This is a genomic window from Streptomyces sp. NPDC093111, assembly GCF_040683955.1.
Taxonomy (GTDB): domain Bacteria; phylum Actinomycetota; class Actinomycetes; order Streptomycetales; family Streptomycetaceae; genus Streptomyces.
The window spans coordinates 116,222-137,584 of record NZ_JBFBNW010000015.1 but is presented as its reverse complement, the minus strand read 5'-3'; the positions used below and the strand labels follow the sequence as shown (position 1 = coordinate 137,584).

Below are 21,363 nucleotides of genomic sequence, written 5' to 3'. Positions count from 1 at the left end.
GAGTCCGCCCGGCCTGCACCACCAGCCGCTCGGCGCCGACCTGGCGGCGGAGCTCCGCCAGCGCGGGCAGCCGGCCCTCGACCTCGCCTTCTGGGCCAACCTCCGCTACAACGCCGACGACCCCCAAGGCCGACCTGCCGTCGATGTACTGGATCAACCACGGCGTTATGCGGCCTGCCAAGCTGTCCAGCCCATCAGTGTCTCAAGGCTCCGTAGCCATCCGGGGCTTCCATCTGTGCAGTGGCTACGAAGAGCAGGTGTCGCGGTACGGCAGGGAGGGGATGAATGACATCCACGCGTCCTTGCCGAGCCCGCCACCGGTCAGGGCGCACGCGAGCTTGACGGGGTCGTTGCGGATGTTGGCGATGGTTGCGACGTTCCAGCGTCGCAGCTTGTCGTCGCTCCCGGTGGTGAGCAGGGTGCGGCCGTCGGCGGTGAACGCCATGGTGTCGACTCCGCCTTTGTTGGCGAGGACCGGGGCGCCGGTGAGTGTGAAGGCTCCGTCTTGCGAAGCGGACCAGATGATCACCGTTCCGTCGGCCGCGGCTGTGGCTACGGTGGAGCCGTCGGGGGAGAACGTGATGGCGGAGACGGCGGCCGCGTGGCCGGTGGCTGGGAAGTTGAGGCGGCGGGCAGTTCCCTGGCGGTAACCGTCGATCGACCACAGAGTGAGGGTGCCGTCGTCGCCGCCGACAGCCAGTACTCGGCCGTTAGGGGAGAACTGAAGTGCCGAGCCAGTGCTTCCGGCGCCAGAAGGGTCTTCATAAGGAATGCCTGGGCGTGAGAGCTGAACCTGTTGCGTTCTGCCGTCATCTACGACCCTTGCCCAGGTGTCGGTCTGCTCGCTGAAGCTCACGATGTCGGTAACGTCTTCGTCGGCGTGGTTCATTGGTGGAAGCAAGGTGTCCACCGTGTTCCAGCTAGCTCGGTACCCCTTGCCGTAGATGTCGAGCGCCGTACCGTCCTTGCTGAAGCGGTCCTCAATGAAGCGGAGGCCGGTGATCTTGAGGCCCGTGATCGTGTCGCCGGGTAGCCGGAAATCATCGGGGTACTCGTCATGGAATCTTCGTGGAGAGCTCCGCATCACAGGGGTGGCCGAGTGACTCATATCCCATAGCTGAACCCGGCCGTGGCCGCTGCCGATCGCCAGTGTCCTGCCATTCGGGTGGAACGCGAGTGCTGTTACGCCGCCATCAATCGACGGGTGGAAGGACGTGAGCTTCATGGGGTGCGCCGGGTCGGAGATATCCCAGTAGTCGAGTCGATCGCCCTTACCGCGAGTGATCAGCGCGCGTCCGTCCGGTCGGACGGCCAAGAGGCCCGTGGACGCAATGCCTTCCCCCAGGGACTTCAGCGGGCGATCGCGGGTGAGATCCCACACGTAGGAGCGTTGATGCTTTCCGCTTCTGTAGTGAACAGCGAGCCGTCGGCCGTCCGGGGAGTACATTAAATCCCATGCGTCGTAGCCTTGCGGAGACGGAATCGTGCCCATGTGCCGAGGCTTCGAAGGGTCCGCGTCGTCCCACAGAAGCACTCCGCCGTCGCCGTTGTCAGTTGCCAGCACCTGTCCGTCCGGGCTGAAAGCCGCGGCGAAGTCACCGCTGATGGGATCTCCCAGCAATCTCGGGCGGCGCGGGTCGGAGATGTCCCAGCGCATCACACCACCCGGGGTCGCCGCGACGAGTTGGTGCCCCCCGGGCTGGAAGGCGAGCTGGAATCCGTCGATACTGAGGCCGCCAAGGGCGCTGGCAGGAACGCGCGGCACGGCGATTTTCCGGTGCGGTGCGTCTGCCGTCCAAAGAGTGATCCCGTCTGCTGCCGCGGCGGCGATCATGCGGCCGTCAGGGGAAAAACACACCGTTATGTCGACAGGAGATTCAGGAGATTCGGTGACGGAGACCGGGCCCCCGATGGCGCGCGGCTTGTCAGGGTCGGACAGGTCCCACACCGTCATCGTCCCGTCACTGTGCCCGGCAGCCAGGCGCTTGCTGTCGGGAGCGAACGCGATGCCCTCAACCAGCGCCGGGCTCTCGTCGAATATCGGCCCACCCCCGAGGCTGAGTCCGTCCCCATCCAGTTCGACCTGCGTTCGCCCGTTAGGAGCGACCGCGAGGACATCTCCGTCGTAAAAGACTGGCTCGTCGTTCTCTCGGAAACCCATGACCTGCGCGCGGTTTGTCTCGACGAGTGCGGTCGTGGTCAGCAAGGTGACCAGGCCAGCTCGGACCTTGGGGCTGTCGTGCACGCGGACGGCGGCCGTGGCCAGTTGAAGTGCCAGCCACGGGTCGGAGTCCCAGTTCGCCAGTCGGTCGGCTTGTGTAACCAGGTCCTCGGCGACCGCCGCCCTGGTCACCGTCTCGGCTCTCTGTTTCTCCGTCTCGGCCTTTTGTTTCGCCGTTTGCTCCCGCTGGAGTTGGACGAACGTGACTGACGCGAGGGCCACCACGACTGCCAGCACGCCCGACAGCACGATGATCGCGCGGGCTCGGCGTCGTTGCTGGTGGCGTCGGCTTGTGGCGAGCAGGTCGGCCACGTCCAGCGGTAGGCCGCTTCCCTGCTCGCGATAGTCGAGTCCTTCTTCCAAGTCCAGGCCCTGGAGCGGGCCTCGGCCGATATGCGCCCGCGCCCGTTGGAGCCAGGCGTGGAACTTCGCGTCGCGTTCCACCCATGTCTGCAGTTCGGGCCAGTCGCGGATGAGGGTGTCGTGGATGAGTTCGGCGTCCTCGCGGTACGTGGTGATGATCCGGTGGCGGGTCAGTACCGCCAGGACCGCGTCAGGGTCCGGGTCGCCGGCTAGGGCCCGCAGGTCGGTGAGGGAGCGTCGCTGGCGGGTGTCAGGGGTCTGGCGGGTCTCGTCGTGGCGAACCAGGGCGCTGAGGATGCGCTCGGCGGCGGCACGCTGCCGGGGTGTGAGTTCGGCGAAGGCGGTGTCCCGCCACGTAGCCAGGCTTTCTTTCAAGGTGCCGAGGGCCTTGTATGCCCTACTGGTCAGACGGTTGTCCTCGCGCTGTTTCCACAGCAGGGTCAGGGTCTTTTCCAGCAAGGGCAGCAGGGTGGTGGAGACCCGGCTGGAGGGGCCGTTGCGGTCGTCGGAGTTGAACAGGTCGCTGATGATCCGGGCGGGCAGGCTTTCCTCGAAGGAGGCTCCGGCGGTCTCGGCGGGCTTGGTGATGATGGCCTTGAGGTCGTTTTCGCTCAAGGTGGCGGGGATGTTGAGGAGGCCGGGTTGGAGGGCGGCCAGCAGGTCCGGGGCGAGGGCGGCCAGGCGCGGGTAGAAGTCGTCGCGCATGACCAGCAGGATGGTGACCGGCTGGTAGGAAGTGGCGAACTCGGTGAGCCGTTGCAGGGTCGGCAGGTCGGGTTCGGCGGGCGTGAGCAGTTCCTCGAACTGGTCGATGACCAGGAGCAGGTGAGTGCCCTGCTCCACCGTCGGAATATCGGGCAGACCCGTGACCGGGCGGACGAGAGTGGCCTTCCAGCCCACCGGGAGGTTGGGGAGTACTCCGGCCTGTACCAGGGAGGACTTGCCGGAGCCTGAGGGCCCGAGCAGCAGTACCCCGCGGCGGTTTCGGCGCAGGCTTGCCAGCACTGCGTCCCTGGCCTCGTCCCGTCCGTGGAACCAGTGTGCGTCCTGCCGCCCGAACGGCTCAAGGTCGCGGTAGGGAAGGACCTCCCTCAAGACCAGGCCCGGCCACAGGTCGCGCAGGGTTTCGGTGGGAGTGGCATAGGCGATGTCCTGGCCCCTGCCATTGCGGTCGGGACCCGCAATAGCCGTGACCATGCCGATCACCAAGCCGGTCACGTCATCGACCAGTGGAGCACCGCTGAACCCCTCGGTCAGGTCATTGGAAGTGATCTGTAGCCGGTCACCGCCGAGCAGGTCGCCCGCCTTCCCGTAGCCGAAATGACCGCCGGGAGGGGCCTGGGCGGGGAACCCGTAGGAGCGCACGATATGCCCCTGGCACCCGGCAGCGGCCCCCAACCCCAAGGGATGCACCGCTGACGGTGTGTCCCGCAGCCGGATTACCGCGACATCATCGTCCTCGGGGGCCCGCCACGGCTCGGCCAGCACCTCGCCTTCGACCTGCGGAGCCCCCATCGCTTGGGGAAACAGGAGCCGTACGATGTCGCCTGGCCCGTACCCGGCGTCCCGCACCACATGCGCGCAGGTGAACACCGCGTCCTCAGCGGTCAGGAAAGCCGCTCCGACTGCCTCACCCCCTGCAGACAGTACCTGTGCGACCGCTGCCTGGAACTTGAGGCTTGGATCATGGCTGGCGCGTGGAGTTGCTTTGTCCGCCGACATCCCGCGACTCCTCCCCGTTCCGGGAAATCAGCGGGCCTCGTTGTTGGACTCGCGCTGCCAGGCCACAGTCACCTTCAGGTGACAGCTGGCCTCGCTTCGGGCAATCACCGCGCCCGCCTGAGTCGCGAGGTCCACTCCGAACTCGATCTCCACCGAGTCCGGCCCCGCCTCCCGCAACTGCTGCACCGCCGTCCGAGCCAGCTCCGTGACCGGGCGCAGGGCCGCCTGCACACTCAGCGGAAGCTCACGAATCGCATCGCCGACTCGGCCGGCTGGCACTGGCCCCTCGGACACGTCCGGCGCTTCGACCAAGATCGAGCTGCCATCCTCCAGCGCAAGACGCGCAAGACTACGCACTAGGCCGACCCTCTCCCCGTTGAAATCCAGCTGTCACAAGGCTATCTGGACGCGCATCAGATAATTCGCGGCTTGGGCAACCTGCTCGCCTCTTCCTACGACATACAGTCACACCGCCGAGGACGATGCGAGCCGCAGGGGATGCGCCAGGTCAGGGCAAGGGGGTTCTGGGCCGGCAGGACCGCGACGTTCTCTCCCAAATGGCGCAGTCGTTCGAGGAGGCGGGCATTCTGTTTCTCCAGCCCGGCGTTACGCAAGGCCAGGACCTGGATCTGGTTGGCGTACGTGGCCGCAGTGTCCTTGAACTCGCGGACCTCGAAGGCGTGTTCTCGGCGCAGGTCCCGCTCTGCCTTCTCCAGCCGGGATACTTCGGCCCGCAGCTCCTCTGGTTCCGGGCGGCGGGTCTGTGGCGCTTCCAGGATCTCCTCCGGTCATGGGGATCAGACCATCAGGGATGGGTCGGTCGCGGCGTTCGACGGCCGCGGTGACGGCGAGGAAGGTGTGAGCGAGCATCGCGAGGGTGACCCAGCGGTGCCAGGAGGTCCACCGACGCCTGGCTCCTTGACCGCCCCGACCTGCCGAACACCCGTCGCGTCTAGCAGACCTGGGTGGCGGGCCATGCTGCGGCGTCGCTGTGACCGGGGGCGATGCGGGGAAGGTTCCCGTGACCATGGAGTGCTCCACGCCGGTGGCCTGCCTGGAAGACCGTGCCTGCCGACGCGTCATCCCTGATTCACCCTGCCTTTGACCGGCTCCGCGAGCAGTCCGACGTCGGGCCCGGGCAGGTGCCCGGCCTGCTGGAGCGGCTGACTCAGGTGCCGGATCCGCGCGATCCGCATGGCGTGCGCCATGCCCTGGCCGTCGTACTCACGCCGACCGCGGGCGCGGTGCCGACCGGCGCGACCTCACTGCGGACCGGCAACGCACCCCGCGCGATGGCGACCTGGCGCAACCTCGCCGTCGGCGCCCTCCGGGACGCGGTGGGCTCGGGTAGACAATTCCTGTGCACGGCCAGTCCTGCGGGGAGAAGCCCCCGAGGGCCGGTACGGACGGGACGCGGTAGTTTCAAGAAGACGTGAAGTGCGAGCGGGGGAAGATCATTTGGAACGGATCGGATCGTACGCCGTGGTGCGGGAACTCGGTGCGGGCGGGATGGGCACGGTGTATCTGGCCCGGTCGCGCGGCGGGCGTCTGCTGGCGGTGAAGGTGGCCAGGCCGGAGCTGGCCGCTGACACGGCCTTTCGGGCCCGGTTCCGTGTCGAGGTGGAAGCGGCGCGCAGGGTCGGCGGCTTCCACACGGCGCAGGTGGTGGACGCCGATCCGGACGGCGAGCCGCCCTGGCTGGCCACGGCGTATTTGCCGGGCCCGACGCTCGCCCACTTGATGGAAACCGAAGGGCCCATGGCCGAGGGTGAGTTGAGACAGCTCGGCGCGGCGCTGGCGGAGGCGCTGCAGGCGGTGCACGGGTGCGGGCTCGTGCACCGCGATCTGAAGCCGGGCAACATCATCATGGCGCCGGACGGTCCCCGGGTCGTGGACTTCGGCATCGCCCGGGCCGTCGAGTCCACCCGGCTGACGATGACGGGACACGCCTTCGGCACCCCTGGCTATCTCGCGCCCGAGCAGGCGGAGGGCCAGGAAGTGACGGGCGCCGCCGACGTGTTCGCCCTCGGTGCCGTCCTCGTGGCGGCCGCGGGCGGCAGCGCCTTCGGCACGGGCACACCGATGATGCTGATGTACCGCTCGGTGCACGCGGAAGCGGACCTCTCACCCGTTCCGGAGGGCATATGCGGGATCGTCCGCGCCTGCCTGGAGAAGGACCCCGCACGGCGGCCCACCACGGAGCAACTGCTCGACGCGTTCACCGGGGTCGGGGACGCCTCCCAGCCGCCCACGCTCGTCGTGCCACCACCCACCCTCGTGGCCATGCCCACCGAGGACGGCCCTGGAGAGACCCAGGAACTCACCTCCGAGGATGCCGAGTTCTTCCACGCCGAGGACGACGAACGCGCCATGGTCATCGATGCCTACGGGGTCGAGATCCAGCTGGTCGAGCACAACAGCATCAGCATCGACTTCCCCTGGAGCAAGATCGCGAGCATCGACCACGCCCTCGAGAAAGCCAGCCTGCAGTGCACCCTGTTCATCGAGTGCACCGACGACGTTCCGTACGACTGCACGCTGACCGCGCCCGACGACGTGACGTACGACCGATGGGCTCGGCACCTGCCGTACGTTCTGAATCACTACTGCGACTGACCCGCACGGTCCGTGATCATTCGCATTCCCCGGTCGGTGGAACTACTCCCGCGTAGATCGCGGTGAGACGCCCGAACCGGGGGAACGGGGCTTCCCGGGCGCCGGATCGGCCTAGAGTCGGGGCCGTGAACGATGCGGAGATCATCCCGAGGGAGTTCGGCCGGGACCGGCCGGCGGCCGGGCCGCCGGGGGCGGCCGAGGTGTGGCTGGTGCCGCCCGGGGCGGTCGTGGCGGACGGCGGCCCGGGGGTACTCGACGCCGAGGAGCGGCACCGGGCGGGGCGGTTGCGGCGGGCGGTCGACCGGGAGGTCTACGTGGCCGCGCACACGGCGCTGCGGGTGCTGGCCGGGGCCTACCTCGGGCAGGCGCCCGCGCGGCTGGTGTTCGCGCGGCAGGAGTGCCCGGGGTGCGGCGGACCGCACGGGCGGCCGGTGCTCACCGGGGAGGCGGCCGGGCTGCACTTCTCGCTCTCGCACAGCCGGGACCTCGCCCTGGTCGCCTTCGCGCCCGTCCCCGTCGGCGCGGACGTCGAGGGCGTCCCCGAGGCGCGGACGGTCGGCAGCGTGGCGGGCACGCTGCATCCGGACGAGCGGCGGGAGCTCGCCCTGCTCGACGGCGCCCCGCTGGCCTCGGCCTTCACGCGCTGCTGGACGCGCAAGGAGGCGTATCTGAAGGGGACGGGACAGGGCCTGTCGGGCACCGGGTTCGCCGATACCGTCGTGGGGACGGGCGCCCGCCCGCTGCCCGTGCCCGGCTGGACGCTCGCCGACGTGCGGGTCCCGCCGGGCTTCGCGGCGGCGTGCGCGGTGCGCGCGGTGCCCGGCGCGAGGTCGCACGCCGCGCCTCAGCCGGTGGCGTAGTCGCGCAGGACGATGTTCTCGGCGGTCCTGCGGGCGATCTTCGCGGCCATGTTCCGGCCGGGGAGGTACGGCATCACCTTGTAGTAGCGGTTGAGCGCGCCGGCCGCGAGGCGGCTGCCGGGGACCATGAGCCTGGCGACGCCGTCGCCCATCTTCCGGCAGCCCTCGGCGTAGGCCCGCAGTTCGTCCTCGTAGCGGGCGAAGGCGACCCGGTGGTCGCCCCCGGCGGCGGCGAGTTCGCCCGCGAGGACGTAGGCGCCGACCAGGGCCAGGCCCGTGCCCATCCCCGACAGCGAGGAGGGGGCGTACGCGGCGTCGCCGACGAGCGCCACCCGGCCCCGGGTCCAGCGGTCCATCCGGACCTGGGCGACGGAGTCGAAGTAGAAGTCGGGCGCGTGCCGCATGGCGCCGAGCAGCCGCTCGCTCTCCCAGCCGTTGCCGGCGAACCGCTCGACCAGCACCTCCTGCTGGCGGGCCACGTCCCGCCGGTCCAGGTCCGCGTCCGGGGAGCCGAAGTAGAAGACGGCCTTCGCCTCGGCGTTGTGGCGGGCGCTGTACATCGCGACCATCTTGTTCGCGGTGCGGTAGGCGTGCCCGGTGTGGTCGAGGCCCAGGTGGTTCTCGGTGGTGAAGACGGCGCAGTGGACGCCCAGGTGCCGGACGAAGTCCTCCTCCGGGCCGAAGGCGAGGCGTCGCGTGGTCGAGCGGAGCCCGTCGGCGCCGATCACGAGGTCGAAGCGGCGGGGCGCGGAGCGCTCGAAGGTGACGGCGACGCCGGTGGGGTCCTCGGTGAGCGAGGTGACCGAGTCGCCGAAGAGGTATTCGGTGTACGGGCTGGTGGCGTCGTACAGGATGCGGGCGAGGTCGCCGCGGAGGATCTCGACGTCCCCCGCGAAGAGGTCTGCGGGGAGCTTCGCGACGGGCTTGCCGGCCGCGTTGACGTACGCCATGGAGCCGTTGCCGGTGCGGGCGTTCTCGACGGCCTCCAGGATGCCCAGGGTGCGCAGCACCGTGAGGTGGGCGTGGCCCCGGAAGTCGACGGCGTAGCCGCCGTCGCGGAGGGCGGGGGCGCGTTCGACGACGGTGGCGTGGAAGCCGTGGCGGTGCAGGAGGAGGGCGAGGGCCGGACCGGCGACGGAGGCGCCGGAGATCAGGATGGCCGGCTTCCGGGTGGCGGGGCGGGCGGAGTGCGTGAACGTCGGGTTCGTCATGCCGCGGAGCTTGTCCGGGGGCGCTCACCGGGCGCTCACCGGCGGCTCACCGGGCCGGTGGGTGCGCGTGCAGGACGGCGTCCACGGTGCCCGCGGGCAGGCCCATCAGGCGGAGGGTGTCCGCGAGTCCGGGTCCCAGTCCGGCGACGGAGGCGGCGGCCTCACGGTAGCGGGCGCGGGCCGTCGTGGCGTCGCCGCGGGCCTCGGCGACCCGGCCGAGGCCGGCGAGGCAGCAGACGCGGTTGCCCAGGTTCCGCACCCAGAGCGGGTCGATCCGGTCGAGGGCCTCGCCGTAGCGGCGGGACGCCTCGTCGAGGTCGCCGTCCAGGAGCGCGAGGTCGCCGAGTCCGCGCAGCGCGGCCGCGAGACCGGCGGAGCTGCCGCCGGCGCGGGCGAGGGCCGCGGCCTCGGTGTAGTCGGCGCGGGCCCGGGCGGGGTCGCGGGCGATGTGGTGGTCGCCTCGGTTGACGAGGAGGTCGGCGGAGTCCTCCAGTGCGCCGAGTTCCCGGGCGTGCGCCAGGGCCCGGTCGGTCAGGGCCACGGCGGCCCCGTGGTCGCCGCGGACTCCGGCGAGTCCGGCGAGGGCGTCCAGCGCGAGGGCGGTGCCCCAGCGGTCGCCGAGCGCGCGGAAGCCGTCGACGGCCTCGGTGAAGGCCCGCTCGGCGCCCTCGATGTCGCCCTCGGCCAGTGGCCCGTACCCGGCCACGAAGGCGGCCGCCGCCCGGGCCCACGGCTCCGGAGCGGCGTGCTGCGCCGACACGAGCGCGAACGCGGCCCCGGGGTCGGGCTCCCCCGCGTTCCGCAGCATCCACACCAGCAGCGCCGCCGGGCGGCGCCCGGCCCGCTCCCCCGACCACGCCTCGTCCAGGGCCCGTTGGGCGCTGTCGCGGCAGCGGCGCCAGGGCGGCTCGGTGCCGTCGGCGGGGGGCGGGCCGGCCGCCGCGAGCAGCACGCACACCGCGTACTCCTCCCCCAGTCCGTCCGGCGGTGTGGTGCCGAGCGCGTCGAGCACGGCGGCGGCCCGGGGGGCGAGCGGCGCGGCGGCGCCGCGGATCCACAGCGAGGTGGCGGCGGCGGCGAGCAGGCGCAGGGCCGTGCCGGGGTCGTGGGCGGCCAGGGCGCGGTGGGTCGCCGCCGCGAGGTCGCCGTCCTCGGCGGCGGTGCGCGGGAGCCATGCGAGCTGGGCGGCCCGCAGCAGATGCGGGGCGGCCTCGTCGAGCACGCCGAGGAGGTGCTCGGCGTGCCGTCGTCCGGTCGGCTCCTCCTCGCCCGCCTCCCCCAACCGCTCGGCCGCGTAGGCGCGTACGGTCTCCAGCATCCGGTGGCGTCCGCCGCCCGCGGCTTCGATCAGCGACTTGTCGACCAGCGATTCGAGGGTGTCGCCGTCCATGCCGCAGACGCGCAGGGCGGCCTGGGCGGTCGCTCCTCCGGTGAAGACGGCGAAGCGCCGGGCCGCGCGCTGTTCGTCGGCCGTGAGCAGGTCCCAGCTCCAGGCGACCACCGAGCGCAGCGTGCGGTGCCGGGCGTCGGCGGTCCGGCTGCCCCGGGCGGTGACCGCGAGGAGGTCGCCGACCCGGCCCGCGAGTTCGTCGAGTTCCAGGGTCCGCAGCCGGGCCGCGACGAGTTCGACGGCGAGCGGGAGTCCGTCCAGGGCGGCGCAGATCCGGCGTACGGTCGCGGGGTCGGGCGCGGGCCCCGGGCGTACGGCACGGGCCCGGTCCTCGAAGAGGCGGACGGCGGCGGCCGGGTCGAGCGGCCGGACCTGTCGTACGTGTTCGCCGATCACTCCGAGGGGTTCCCGGCTGGTGGCGAGGACGCGTAGCCGGGGGCAGGCCGACAGGAGGCGTGCCACCAGGGCCGCCGCCTCGTCGACGAGGTGCTCGCAGTTGTCGAGGACGAGGAGGAGCGGCCGGGCGGCCAGGGCCGTGACGAGGCGGTCGACGGGCTCCAGCGGGCCCTCCGCGAGCTGGAGGCCGCTCCCGCGCAGGCCGAGCGCGGCGAGGAGCGCCTGGGCGAGGCCGGATCCGTCGGGCAGGGCGGCCAGTTCCACGAAGCAGATCTCGTCGCCGGCGTCCTGCAGCCCGCGGGCGACCTCGGCGGACAGGCGGGTCTTGCCGACGCCGCCGGGGCCGGTGAGGCAGACCAGCCGGGCCGTCCCGAGGAGGGCGGCGAGTTCGGCGGTCTCGGCGTCGCGGCCGATGAACGCGGTGAGCGGGGCGGGCGGTCCCGCGGGGGCGGGTAGTCCGCCGGAGTCCAGCAACTCGCGGTGGAGGCGGCTCAGTTCGGGTGAGGGGTCGGCGCCGAGCTCGTCGGCGAGCCGGCGTCGGGTCTCCTCGAACACCAGCAGCGCCTCCGCCTGGCCGCCCTGGGCGAACAGCGCCCGGATCAGCAGGGCGGCCGGGCGTTCGCGCAGCGGGTGCGCGTCGACCAGCGCGCGCAGTTCGGGGACGGCGGCCCGGTGTTCGCCCGCGCTCAGTTCGGCCTCGATCCGGTCCTCGACGGCGGCGAGCCGCAGCTCCTCCAGGCGGACCGCGGCCGTGCGGGCGGTCTCGCTGTCGGGCAGCCCGGCCAGCGCGGGCCCCCGCCACAGTCCGAGCGCCTCGCGCAGCACGGCCGCCGCCCGCCGGGGGTCGCCGTCGCGGAGGGCGGCGCGCCCCTCGGCGGCGGCCCGCTCGAACCGTACGGCGTCCACGGCATCGGAGGCGTCGGGGGCGTCAGGATGGATGACGAGGCGGTAGCCGGAGCCGCTCCGCTCGATCGCCACGCCCGCGGGGAGCGCCGCCCGCAGCCGGGACACCTGCGACTGCAGCGCGTGCGCGGTCACCGCGCCGCCCGGTTCGATCTCCTCGGCCAGCCGTTCGGCCGGCACGACGGCGCCGGGGCGCACGAGGAGCAGGGCCAGCAGGGCCCTGCGCGCGGGCCCGCCGAGGGCCACTTCGGTGCCGTCGTCGTGCCAGGCCCGGGTGTCGCCGAGGATTCCGAAGCGCATTCCCGGCATTAGATCACGCGGCGGTTCCCGGGTTCCGCGCCCGGTTCCGCGGCCGGCTCCGTCCCACCGGTCGCGGCGCACGAGGTCCGCTCACCGGTTGCGGAGGGCCGGGAACCCGGCCGGGAGCGGGGCGAGTTCGTCGCCTTCCCCCGCCACGACCCAGGCGGCCCCGCCGGCGACGACCGAGGGCCGCGCGCCGTGCTCGGAGCGGCGCCGGGTGAGCGGGGCGCACACGTACTCGTCCGTCTCGGGGACCGGGAGCCGCAGCGTCCCGGCGGTCTCCCGGCCGCGCGGGTTGCCGGTCAGGAGCAGCAGGCCGTCCTCGCGCAGGGCGGTGCCCGCGAAGCGCACCGTGCGGGCCGGGTCGGTCTCCCGGATCAGGGGGCGCAGCGCGGCGGCGGGCACCGTGCGGAAGCGGACCCGGCGGAAGAGCTCGGTGACGCGGGAGACGTCGTCGGGGCGGGAGAGGATCGCGTCCCGGGTGTCCGGGGGCAGCCGCAGCAGGACGTTGTCGGGCAGGGGCGCGTCGCGGTGCAGCCAGAGGACGCCGCTGCGGTGCGCGTCCGGGGTGAGCGCCGCGAGGCCGTCCCGTTCGCCGGGGGCGCCGAGGTGTTCGGGCCGGACCCGGACGAGGCCGGCGGACCAGGTGGCCTGCGGGTCGTCCGCGTACACGATGAGGGCGACGGTGCCGACGGCGTTCGGGGCGAAGGTCTCGCGGGGGCCGTGGAGGGAGAGCTTGACGTCGAACGGCACGTCGCCCTGCGGGCGTCGCCACACCAGGCCGAACGTCCTGCCCCGTACGAAGGGGAAGACGTCCTGGAGCGCCGCTCGCACCTGGCCGCGGATCCGCGCCTGTTCGTCGGCCGTCAGGTCCCGCACGTCGAACCGGCCGGTGTTCCTCGGGTCGAGCGCGCCGTCGAGGCAGTCCCGCAGGAGCGCCGCGAAGCGCCGGCCTTCCGGGTCGAGCTCGTTGAACACGCGGGCCAGCGAGAGGAGTTCGCCGTCGTACGCGGAGAGGTCGAGGAGCGGGGTGAGGATCACGCAGACCTCGGTGCCGTCCTGCGTGCGGACCTCCTGCGCCGTGAAGCGCCGGACGGCGTCGGTGCCGCGCACCAGGGCGAACACCTCCGGGGAGACGCAGAGCGTGGTGTCGTCCGGGTAGTTCGCGGACACCCGGTGGAACTCGGCGGACCGCAGCATCTCCCGGGTGTACTCGACGCCGAGGCCGGGGGGCGTCTCGTCCGGGCCGAGCCGCGCCGGGCCCGTGTGCACCCCGATGCGCAGCGGGCGGCCGACGCCGCCCTCCGACGGTCCGGGCAGCCGGTCGACCAGGGCGCGCAGCACCTCGTCGACGGGGACGACGGAGTCGACGCGCAGCAGGACCCCGTCCCCGACGAGATCGGTCTCGTGCCGGGCGCCGACTCCGGCGCGGCCGAGGGCGGTCAGCACGTCCGACTCCAGGAGCTCGGGGTCGGGCCCCTCCAGCATGACGAAGGTCCGCCCGGCCGACGCGTACGCCGATTCCCGTGCGGTGCGGAGCAGCTGTTCGGCGGCCTCCCGGCCCTCCGTGTCGCCCGCCGCTTCGAGCAGTTCCAGGGCACGCCGGGCCGGGGCCACGGCCTCGGCCGGCCGGTCGAGGTACAGGAGGGTGTCGGCGAACCGGACCAGCACCTGCCCCTCCTGCGCGTCGAGTCCCCTGGCCGCGAGCTGCCGTCTCAACCGCTGCTGTACGGAGAGCAGTTCCTCGTAGTTCCGGGACTCGGCGAGGGCCCGTTCGAGGCAGGTCAGCGCGTCCGCGGTCTCCGGGCTCCGGGCGGTGCGGCCGACGTCGAGATAGGCCAGGGCCTCCTCCGCCCAGGAGACCGCCGCCCGCGTGTCGTCCGGCCGCCCGTCGAGGGAGAGCCGGGCGAACAGCAGGGCGGTCGGGCCGTACGTGGCCGCGTCGCCCTGGAGCTGGAAGGTGCTGGCCTTGTGCACGGTGTCCCAGGCCTCGCGCGGGCGCCCGGCGGCCAGTTGGGCGTGGGCCAGCGCGACGACGGCCCGGACCCATGCCTCGTCGGCGTGCAGCGAGCGTCCGTCGATCAGCGAGCGCGCGGCCCGCGTGAAGCGGGCGCGGTGCAGCGGCGAGGCGGCGGTCTCGTGGAGCAGGAACAGGGTGTCGGACTCCAGGCCCGGCGGTCCCAGCCCCGAGGGGGACAGCGCGTTCGGGATCCACACCTCGGGGTACGGCGCCGGTTCGGGCTCCACGCCGAGCAGGACGGGCAGGGCGCTGCCGGGGTGCCGTTCCTCGCGGAGGGCCGCGGCGGCGGCGCGGCGGAAGCGGGCGATGCGCTCCCGGGCCACCACGCGGCGGGGCTCGAACGGCGTGCCCTTCTCGACCTCCGCGTGGACGGCGTTGGGGAAGGCGAACCGTTCCGGGCCCGTGCGCTCCAGGAGGCCGGCGCGGACGAGGGTGTCGAGCAGGCGGGAGGATCCGGCGGTGCTGCTCTCCAGGACGGCCACGGCCTCCTGGAGCGTGAACTCGCCGGAGCTGACGACCGCGAGGCGCTCCAGCGTGCCCGCGAGGCTGCCCTGCCAGCGGTCCAGGTCGAGCCGGTGGCGTACCAGCAGCTCGGGGGCCACGGCCTGTTCCGTCGCGCGGCGCAGTCCCGGGATCCCGCTCGTCCTGTGCTTCGGGTCGAGGTCGAGGGCCAGCGTGCCGCCCAGGATCCGCAGCGAGAGCGGCCACCAGGCCTTCGGGCCGACGACCTCCAGCGCCTCGTCCACGGTGGTGTCGGGACCCATCCGGGCGGCGAGCAGCCGGGCGGCGTCCCGGCCTCTGAGGGGTGGCAGTTCGACGATGTCCTCGGCCCGCCACCCGGTGGGCTTCTCGCGGCCGGTGACCAGGCAGGCGCAGCCGCGCGGCGGGGTGGTGGAGAAGCGGTACATGCTCTGCTGGCCGCCCAGGTCGTCCAGGACGAGCAGCACCCGCCGGTCCGCGAGCGTGTCGCGCACCATCCGCTCCAAGGCTTCGAACTGGCGCGACGTGGGTTCGTCCGGGATCTCCTCGTCCGCGACGCCGAGCTCCCGCAGCACCAGGTAGAGCGCGGCCTCGGGCGGCAGCGGATGCGGGGTGGAGCCGCGCAGCGACACGAAGACGACGCCGTCGGGGAAGTGCGCGCGGGCGCGGTCGGCCACGTGCCGGGCGAAGGCGGTGCGCCCGGCGCCGGGGACTCCGTCGCGCGCGGTCACGTAGACGAGTTCGTCGCCCGCGGCGAGCTCGCGGACCACCCGTTCGACGAGCTCCGTGTGTCCGACGAACGCCTCGGGTTCGGCCCCTTCCGCCCCGTCCGGGCGCTTCGGGTCGGCGAAGCCGAGGAGTTCCAGGGTGCGCCGCGAGGCCCGCGCGAAGGCCTCCTTCTCGGCGGCCCAGTCCTGCGGTCCGTCCCCGTCGTGGGCGACCGACGGCAGCCGGGCGGGGCCCGCGTCGCGGGTGGCGACGTACCGGTCGAGCTCCAGGTGGACGGCCCACAGCTCGTGGGCGGGCAGTTGGGCGCGCAGGACGGTCTGGGCTTCGGGCGGCAGCACCAGTTCGACGCCGCCGGTGGCGTTCTCCTCCAGGTCGAAGAGCCCGCTGGTGACGAGTTCGGCCACGTCGGCGATGCCCGCCTCCGGGACCAGCTGTTCGCGCAGGACGTGGATCAGGCGCAGGCTGAGGCGCTCGAACGGGGAGCAGAGCACGGCCAGGCGGGCCGCGCGCGGCGACGCGGTGCGCAGCAGGTTGCGGGCGAGGGTCTCGGGCGGCAGCGGGAGCGCCGGGGGCCGGGCGGGGCCGGTGGTGCGTCCGGTCGGCGGGACGAGGACGGCGGTGCAGCCCTCGGGTGCGCCGCGCATCAGGCTGTGCGACCAGCGGCCGAGGGAGTGCGGGGTCAGGGAGAGCACGGGGATGGGCAGCCAGTCGCCGCCGGGGCCGCCCGCGCCACCGGATCCGCCGGGGCCGTCGGGGTCGCGGGGGCGGGGCGGGCCGAGCAGCGGCGGGGGCGCGACGGGGACGCGGCTGCGGTGGGTGCCGGGGGCGGCGGGGGTGAAGCGCGCGGTGGGGAGGTTGAGGCCGCCGCGCCGCCAGAGCCGGGTGGGCAGGGGGTTGAGCACGGCGGTGGGGGTGGTGCCCGCCCACTCCCGCAGCAGGTGCCAGACCTCGGGGCGGCGCCAGGCGTCGGCCATGCAGTCGGAGACCACGACGACGAGCCGGCGCCCGTCGGAGGAGCGCAGCTGCCCGGGGACGAGGGGTTCGCCGGAGTCGTCGAAGGCGAGGTCGGTGACCTGGAGGGTGCGGAAGGCGCCGAGCCGGTCGAGGACGGCGGTGAACTCGGCGATCGTCTCGCGCCAGACGCGCATGCCGGGCGAGCGGTCGACGACGAGGGCCAGGTCGAACCAGCGCTCGGGCGCCGCGGCGAGGACGGGGATCAGTTCGCCGCTGCGGGCGTAGCCGTCGACGGTCGCGTCGATGTCGAGCTCGGCGTGCCGGCCGCGGGGCCAGCGCCGCTTCCACGGGCGTAACGCCCGGGTCAGTTCCAGGGCGTGCGGCAGTCCGGCGGCGCGGGGCGCGCCCACGGCGTGTCCGCGCACGTGGACGCCGCTGCCGGGCAGCCGCTCGTGCAGGGGGCGCAGCTCGGCGGCGGGTCGGACGGCCGGGGCGGGCGGGCGGGGTGCGGGCGCCGGGGCGGGCTCTCCGGGGCGGGGCGGGCTCTCCGGCGGCCTCGGCGGCTCGGGCCGGTCGGTGGGGGACGGTGCGGGTGGGGGTGCGGGCCGGTCCGTGGGCGTGGTCGGGTCCCCGGCCATGTGGGCGGCCAGCCAGAGCGCCTCCGCCAGCGCGGTGCCGTCCAGGTCGGGGACGGCGGAGCGCAGGGCGGAGAGCAGTCCGGGCAGCGGATCAGGCATGGGAGAGCTCGCGCAGGATCAGGTCCTCGATGGCCTGCCGCCGGTTCTCGTCGGGCGCGCCGGCGCCGGCGAGCAGGTGGACGGCGTTGAGGAGCTGGTCGACGGCGAGGCTCTCGCCCGCGGTGAGCCGTTCGAGGAAGACGCTGAGGAGCCGGTCGGCCTCGGGGGTGCGGGCGGTTTCGGGGCCCATGTGGGCCTCGACGATCCGCAGCAGGGTCTCGGGGGTGGGCAGCGGCATGGTGAAACGGACGCAGCGGCGCAGGAAGGCGGCGGGGAAGTCGCGTTCGCCGTTGCTGGTCATGACGATGAACGGGAACTCGGTGCACTGCACGCGCCCGCGCCGTACCTCGTGGTGGGCGTCGCCCTGCCATTCCCGTACGTGGACGACGTCGGCCCCGTAGCGGGCGAGCTCGGGGATCTCGAACTCGCCGCGTTCGAGGACGTCGAGCAGGTCGCTGGGGAGGTCGAGGTCGCTCTTGTCGATCTCGTCGATCAGCAGGGCGCGGGGCCGGGCGGTGGGGAGCAGGGCGGTGCCCAGGGGGCCCATCCGCAGGAAGGGCGCGATGTCGTCGCCGCCGTCCCGAGCCTTGAGCCGCTGGACCGCGATGTCGTCGCCCGCGTCGCGGCCCTTGAGGCGCTGGGCCGCGAGGTCGTCGCCGCCTTCACGGCCCTTGAGCCGCTGGGCCGCGATGTCGTCGCCCGCGTCGCGCCCCTTGAGGCGCTGGGCGTGGATGCGGCCGAGGGCGTCGTAGCGGTAGAGCGCCTCGGTGAGGCTGCTGCGGGAGGTGATGTGCCAGCGCAGGACGGTGCCGAGGGCGAGTTCGGCGGCGACCTGCTCGATGACGGTGGACTTGCCGGAGCCCGCCGGTCCGGTGACGAGCAGCGGGCGGCGCAGCGCGAGGGCGGCGTTGACTGCCTCGACGAGGCCGGGCGGGGGCACGAACTGCTCGTGCAGGGAGCGGCGCGGGAACTCGCGCCAGGGCGGGGCCGGGGGGAGCGCGACGGGGCTCTCGGGGTCGGCCGGGGCGGCGCCGGTGCCGACGTAGAAAGGCTGCCAGGTCATGCGGGTTCCTCCCCCTCCGTGAAACGCTGCCGGGTCATGCGGGGCTCTCCCCCTCCGTCAGGAACCTTTCCCTGGAGAACTGTTCCCGAGCCGTGTGCTCTCGATCGAACCATTTGCAGAATTCCAGCCACTCGTGACCGTCCCACACGGTGCGCAGTCCGGCGAGATGGCGTCGCCCCGCGTCGGCGTGTCCGCACGCGCCCCCGGGCCCGGGGGCGGGCCGCCGGCGCTCCCGGTAGGCGCGGCTGAACTCGGCGGGCAGCAGGTGCCAGTAGGTGTCCACGGACCGGCGCACGGGCTCCGGTACGGGGGCGCCGGCGCCCTCGCGCGCGCCCGGCGCCGGCGGGTCGCCCGGGCCCGCCTGTTCGGGGTTCGGCCACATCACGATGGGCGAGGCGGCCAGCAGGATCTCCATCATGTCCTTGAGGTGGGCGGGCCGGTGTTCGAGGGCGACGGCGCGACTGCGGGGCGCGGACCGGCGCAGCCGTTCGTGGAGTTCGTCCGCGCGGCGGGTGTCGGCCTCGCCGAACCAGTCGACCCGGCTGCCGTCGGCGTGCTCCGCCATGGCCTTCAGGGTCGTCCGGGCCTGGTCGTTGATCCACCACAGGTGGTCGGGCGGCTGTATGCGGTCGCTCCAGCGCAGCACCACGTCGTGGAGGTCGCCCAGGCGCATGCCGAAGTCGGTGTCCTCGGGGCGCCAGGTGGCGAGCAGCGGGGCGGGGGCGGCGATCTCGACCCGGCGCAGCGGGGTGTCGAGGGCGTCGGCGTGCCGGGAGGCCCAGCGCAGCACGCCGCCGAGGGTGCGCTCGACGCCGGTGCGGTCCTGCCCGGCGCAGGGGAACTCCTCGTGCCGCAGCACGGTCCCGCCGTCGAGGAGCCAGACGGCCAGCGACTCGGGCCAGTCGTCGCCGACGGCGGCGTGCAGGCTCACGACCAGCCGCAGCCGGGTCTCCCGGTCGTGCTCGGCGAGCCGTTCGAAGGCGTCGTTGAGGTCGATCGCGGCGTCGACGGCGCCCGCCCAGGCCCGCAGGGCGCGGTCGCGCGGGTCGACGTGGGTGTCCCTGGCCAGGACGGCGACGAAGGCGGCGAGGGGTTCGGTGAGCCGCTGTTCGGCGCGCGGGGCCCGCAGCAGCAGGTACTCCACGGTGTCGCGGAGCAGTTCGCCGCCGGAGGAGTCCGGCAGCGGCGAGAGCGGGGCCGGGCACGCCTCGGCGAGGGCCCGCCGCAGCAGGGCGCTGGTCAGGTCGTCACCCGGCCACTCGGCGAGCAGTGCCTGGGTGCGTACGGCTGCCTGGAGGGCGGTCGTCACCCGCCGGGCCCAGCTGCGCCGGGGTTCCGGCAGCGCGGCCACGCGGTCGCGGAGCCCGTCCAGGTCCCTGGGGTGGACGAGCGCGTCGGCGACGGGTCCGACGGCCAGGTCGAGGTCCGCCCGGCCGACCGGACCGAACAGGGCGCCCGAACGGGCCTCGCCGTGGCGTGCGTTACGGGCGAGCCAGAGCGCCGCCTCGGCGAACGGGGCGCCGTCGTAGTCGGTGTGGTGGACGTTCTGGCCCTCGGTGCCGCCGTCCGCGCGGACGGCCCGGACGACGGCGGCGGGGAGGAGGGTCTCGCCGCCTTCGGCGATGCCCGCGTCGAGCACCTTGACGAGGGTGCGGCTGAAGCGGAGCTCGTACGCCTCCTCGTCGGCGCCCGACCCCATGAGCAGCGAGAAGCGGGTGTCGCCGCGCCGGATGCCCAGGGCCAGCGAGCCGAGGTCGGGCGTGGCGTTGCCCGCGTGGCAGGTGTCGACGAGGGCCACCACCCCGTCGATCCCGGGGGTGTCGACGAGTCCGGTGAGCAGCGAGCCGACGTCGACGGCGCTCGACGGGTCCTCTGACCGGGAGTCGCCGGCCATGAAGTAGAGCCGGGTGCCGGCCGCCATGCCGTGGCCGAGCAGTCCGAGGACGAGGACCGCTCCGGCCTCGGCGGCGGCGCGTCCGGCGCGCCGGACGGCCTCCTCGACGCCGGTACGGGTGAGCCCGGGGCCGTACAGCAGGGTCGGGCCGTGCGGCTGGTCCTTCTCGCAGGCACCGGCCCACGGCGTGGTGAGGGTGTCGTGGAGGGCGCGGGTGGCCTGCTCCAGCTCGTCGAGGAGGCCGAGTGCGGGGCACTGGGCTCCGATCACCAGCACATGGCGCGGTCCGGTCATCGCTCCGCGAGAGTGGTCAGGGCCTCGACGAGCGGACCGGCGACGGCGGGCTGCGCCAGGTACTTCGCCGCCGGGTGGACCCAGGCCCCGTCGGAGTCGACCCGCCGGGAGGCCGGGACGACGGCGGCGGCGTTGGGCCGTACGAAGGTCTCCAGGTGCGGGCGGGCGGCCACGAGGTCGTCCCGGTCCCAGAAGTTGAGCCAGCGCCCCACGGAGGCGGGGGTGGCGAGGGGGTGGGGGCGGACCCGGGGCTGGACGGCGGACCGGATGCCGAGCGGGGAGCCGAGGGTGACGAACAGCGGCACGTCGGGGCGGCGGCGCCCGGCGGGGACACCGTCCGGGCTGCCGGCCGGCGTCCGCGTGCCGGCGGCCGTCCCCGCGCCTTCGGCCGTCCCCGTTCCGTCCGCCGTCCCCGTTCCGTCCGCCGTCCCCGTTCCGTCCGCCGTCCGCGTGCCGTCGGCAGTCCCGTACGTGATCTCGTGCAGCGTCTCCAGCGCGACGACGGTGCCGAGGGAGTGGGCGACGACGATGTTGGGGCCGTCGGGGTCCAGGCAGTCGGCGACGCGGGCGCGGACGCGCCGGTCGAGGGTGGTGCCGGTGGCGTCGGGTTCGGCGCGGTTGAGGTAGCGGGCGACCTGGCCGAGCATGCCGGCCGTGGTGCGGGCGCTGAGCCAGCCGCCGAGGGCGCGTATCCCGGGGACGGCGAGCAGGGTGGTGACCGCGTTGACCACGCGCCGGGCGGGCGCGCCCGCGCCCTGGGCCCCGGGCGGCGGGGCGAGCTGGGTGCGGGCGTGCCGCAGGGCGCGGGTCTCGGCGGCCGAGAGGGGGGCGTCGGGGTCGGCGAGGCGCCCGTCCACCGCTTCCAGGAGGAGCTCGGCGAGCACCGCGTCGTCCTCGTCGTCCCCCGGACCGCCGCCGCTCCCCTGGCTTCCGGCGGTGCGGAACAGGTCGCCGTAGTAGGCGAACCGGGCGTCGGCCGCCCAGCCTCCGGTCAGGCCGGAGATCCGTCCGCCGTGTCCGGCGGCGCGCGCGCCCGAGGCCACGGCCCGTAGCCATTCGTCCAGGTCGGCGGCGGCGTCGCGGGGTCCGCCGATGCCGTGGACGAAGACCAGGCGAGGTTTCATGGCGTCCCCGTTCTCCACGTTGTGTGCGGGCGATCCTTACGGGTGGGGCGGGGCGGGAGCAAGCCGTTGCGGAAGCTTCACCGGGT

12 protein-coding genes are annotated in these 21,363 nt (G+C 73.7%); 4 read left to right on the top strand and 8 right to left on the bottom strand.

Annotated elements, in window-relative coordinates; all coding sequences use genetic code 11:
- Positions 1-244: 244 nt before the first annotated feature.
- Together AB0Q96_RS26350 and AB0Q96_RS26345 are read right to left on the bottom strand one after the other, a co-directional pair.
- On the bottom strand, positions 245-4,306 hold the full coding sequence (locus tag AB0Q96_RS26350) for a trypsin-like peptidase domain-containing protein (protein ID WP_365329578.1): 4,062 nt from the start codon (positions 4,304-4,306) through the stop codon (positions 245-247).
- 27 nt (positions 4,307-4,333) lie between these two features.
- Positions 4,334-4,618: a CU044_2847 family protein gene (locus tag AB0Q96_RS26345; protein WP_365329576.1), complete on the bottom strand. Its 285-nt coding sequence runs from the start codon at positions 4,616-4,618 to the stop codon at positions 4,334-4,336.
- Between the two features lie 245 nt (positions 4,619-4,863).
- Between AB0Q96_RS26345 and AB0Q96_RS26340 the strand changes: the two genes are divergently transcribed.
- From AB0Q96_RS26340 to AB0Q96_RS26325, 4 genes are all read left to right on the top strand, one after another.
- Entirely contained in the window at positions 4,864-5,151 is a 288-nt protein-coding gene (locus AB0Q96_RS26340) for a hypothetical protein (RefSeq protein WP_365329574.1), read from the top strand.
- Positions 5,152-5,370: 219 nt separating this feature from the next.
- Positions 5,371-5,742: a transposase family protein gene (locus AB0Q96_RS26335; protein WP_365329572.1), complete on the top strand. Its 372-nt coding sequence runs from the start codon at positions 5,371-5,373 to the stop codon at positions 5,740-5,742.
- Positions 5,743-5,815: 73 nt separating this feature from the next.
- Positions 5,816-6,922: a serine/threonine-protein kinase gene (locus AB0Q96_RS26330; protein WP_365329825.1), complete on the top strand. Its 1,107-nt coding sequence runs from the start codon at positions 5,816-5,818 to the stop codon at positions 6,920-6,922.
- 125 nt (positions 6,923-7,047) lie between these two features.
- Entirely contained in the window at positions 7,048-7,782 is a 735-nt protein-coding gene (locus tag AB0Q96_RS26325) for a 4'-phosphopantetheinyl transferase superfamily protein (protein WP_365329570.1), read from the top strand.
- Here the strand turns inward: AB0Q96_RS26325 and AB0Q96_RS26320 are convergent.
- The 6 genes from AB0Q96_RS26320 to AB0Q96_RS26295 form a co-directional block, all read right to left on the bottom strand.
- Positions 7,767-8,993 (bottom strand): FAD-dependent monooxygenase, encoded by a 1,227-nt coding sequence (locus tag AB0Q96_RS26320; RefSeq protein WP_365329568.1) that lies wholly within the window; start codon positions 8,991-8,993, stop codon positions 7,767-7,769. The two genes, AB0Q96_RS26325 and AB0Q96_RS26320, sit on opposite strands and share 16 nt — an antisense overlap.
- Before the next feature lie 46 nt (positions 8,994-9,039).
- Positions 9,040-11,982 carry a BTAD domain-containing putative transcriptional regulator gene (locus AB0Q96_RS26315; protein ID WP_365329566.1) on the bottom strand — a complete coding sequence of 981 codons (2,943 nt, stop codon included), beginning with the start codon at positions 11,980-11,982 and terminating at the stop codon, positions 9,040-9,042.
- 90 nt (positions 11,983-12,072) lie between these two features.
- The gene (locus AB0Q96_RS26310) at positions 12,073-16,902 is read right to left on the bottom strand and encodes a NaeI family type II restriction endonuclease (RefSeq protein ID WP_365329564.1); all 4,830 of its coding nucleotides are present in this window, start codon (positions 16,900-16,902) and stop codon (positions 12,073-12,075) included.
- Complete coding sequence (locus AB0Q96_RS26305) at positions 16,895-17,965, bottom strand: ATPase (protein WP_365329562.1); 1,071 nt, start codon at positions 17,963-17,965, stop codon at positions 16,895-16,897. The genes AB0Q96_RS26310 and AB0Q96_RS26305 overlap by 8 nt, the downstream gene beginning before the upstream one ends.
- A gap of 34 nt (positions 17,966-17,999) precedes the next feature.
- On the bottom strand, positions 18,000-20,153 hold the full coding sequence (locus tag AB0Q96_RS26300; protein WP_365329560.1) for a hypothetical protein: 2,154 nt from the start codon (positions 20,151-20,153) through the stop codon (positions 18,000-18,002).
- Entirely contained in the window at positions 20,150-21,277 is a 1,128-nt protein-coding gene (locus AB0Q96_RS26295; RefSeq protein WP_365329559.1) for an alpha/beta hydrolase, read from the bottom strand. Before AB0Q96_RS26295 ends, AB0Q96_RS26300 begins: the two co-directional genes overlap by 4 nt.
- Between the last annotated feature and the right edge of the window lie 86 nt (positions 21,278-21,363).

Excerpts from the sequence above, each read along its gene's own strand:
- AB0Q96_RS26330 (WP_365329825.1), top strand. The coding sequence starts at position 5,816 with ATGGGCACGGTGTATCTGGCCCGGTCGCGCGGCGGGCGTCTGCTGGCG.
- AB0Q96_RS26305 (WP_365329562.1), bottom strand. The coding sequence starts at position 17,965 with ATGACCTGGCAGCCTTTCTACGTCGGCACCGGCGCCGCCCCGGCCGAC.
- AB0Q96_RS26340 (WP_365329574.1), top strand. The coding sequence starts at position 4,864 with ATGGCGCAGTCGTTCGAGGAGGCGGGCATTCTGTTTCTCCAGCCCGGC.
- AB0Q96_RS26295 (WP_365329559.1), bottom strand. The coding sequence starts at position 21,277 with ATGAAACCTCGCCTGGTCTTCGTCCACGGCATCGGCGGACCCCGCGAC.
- AB0Q96_RS26320 (WP_365329568.1), bottom strand. The coding sequence starts at position 8,993 with ATGACGAACCCGACGTTCACGCACTCCGCCCGCCCCGCCACCCGGAAG.
- AB0Q96_RS26315 (WP_365329566.1), bottom strand. The coding sequence starts at position 11,982 with ATGCGCTTCGGAATCCTCGGCGACACCCGGGCCTGGCACGACGACGGC.
- AB0Q96_RS26300 (WP_365329560.1), bottom strand. The coding sequence starts at position 20,153 with ATGACCGGACCGCGCCATGTGCTGGTGATCGGAGCCCAGTGCCCCGCA.
- AB0Q96_RS26310 (WP_365329564.1), bottom strand. The coding sequence starts at position 16,902 with ATGCCTGATCCGCTGCCCGGACTGCTCTCCGCCCTGCGCTCCGCCGTC.
- AB0Q96_RS26350 (WP_365329578.1), bottom strand. The coding sequence starts at position 4,306 with ATGTCGGCGGACAAAGCAACTCCACGCGCCAGCCATGATCCAAGCCTC.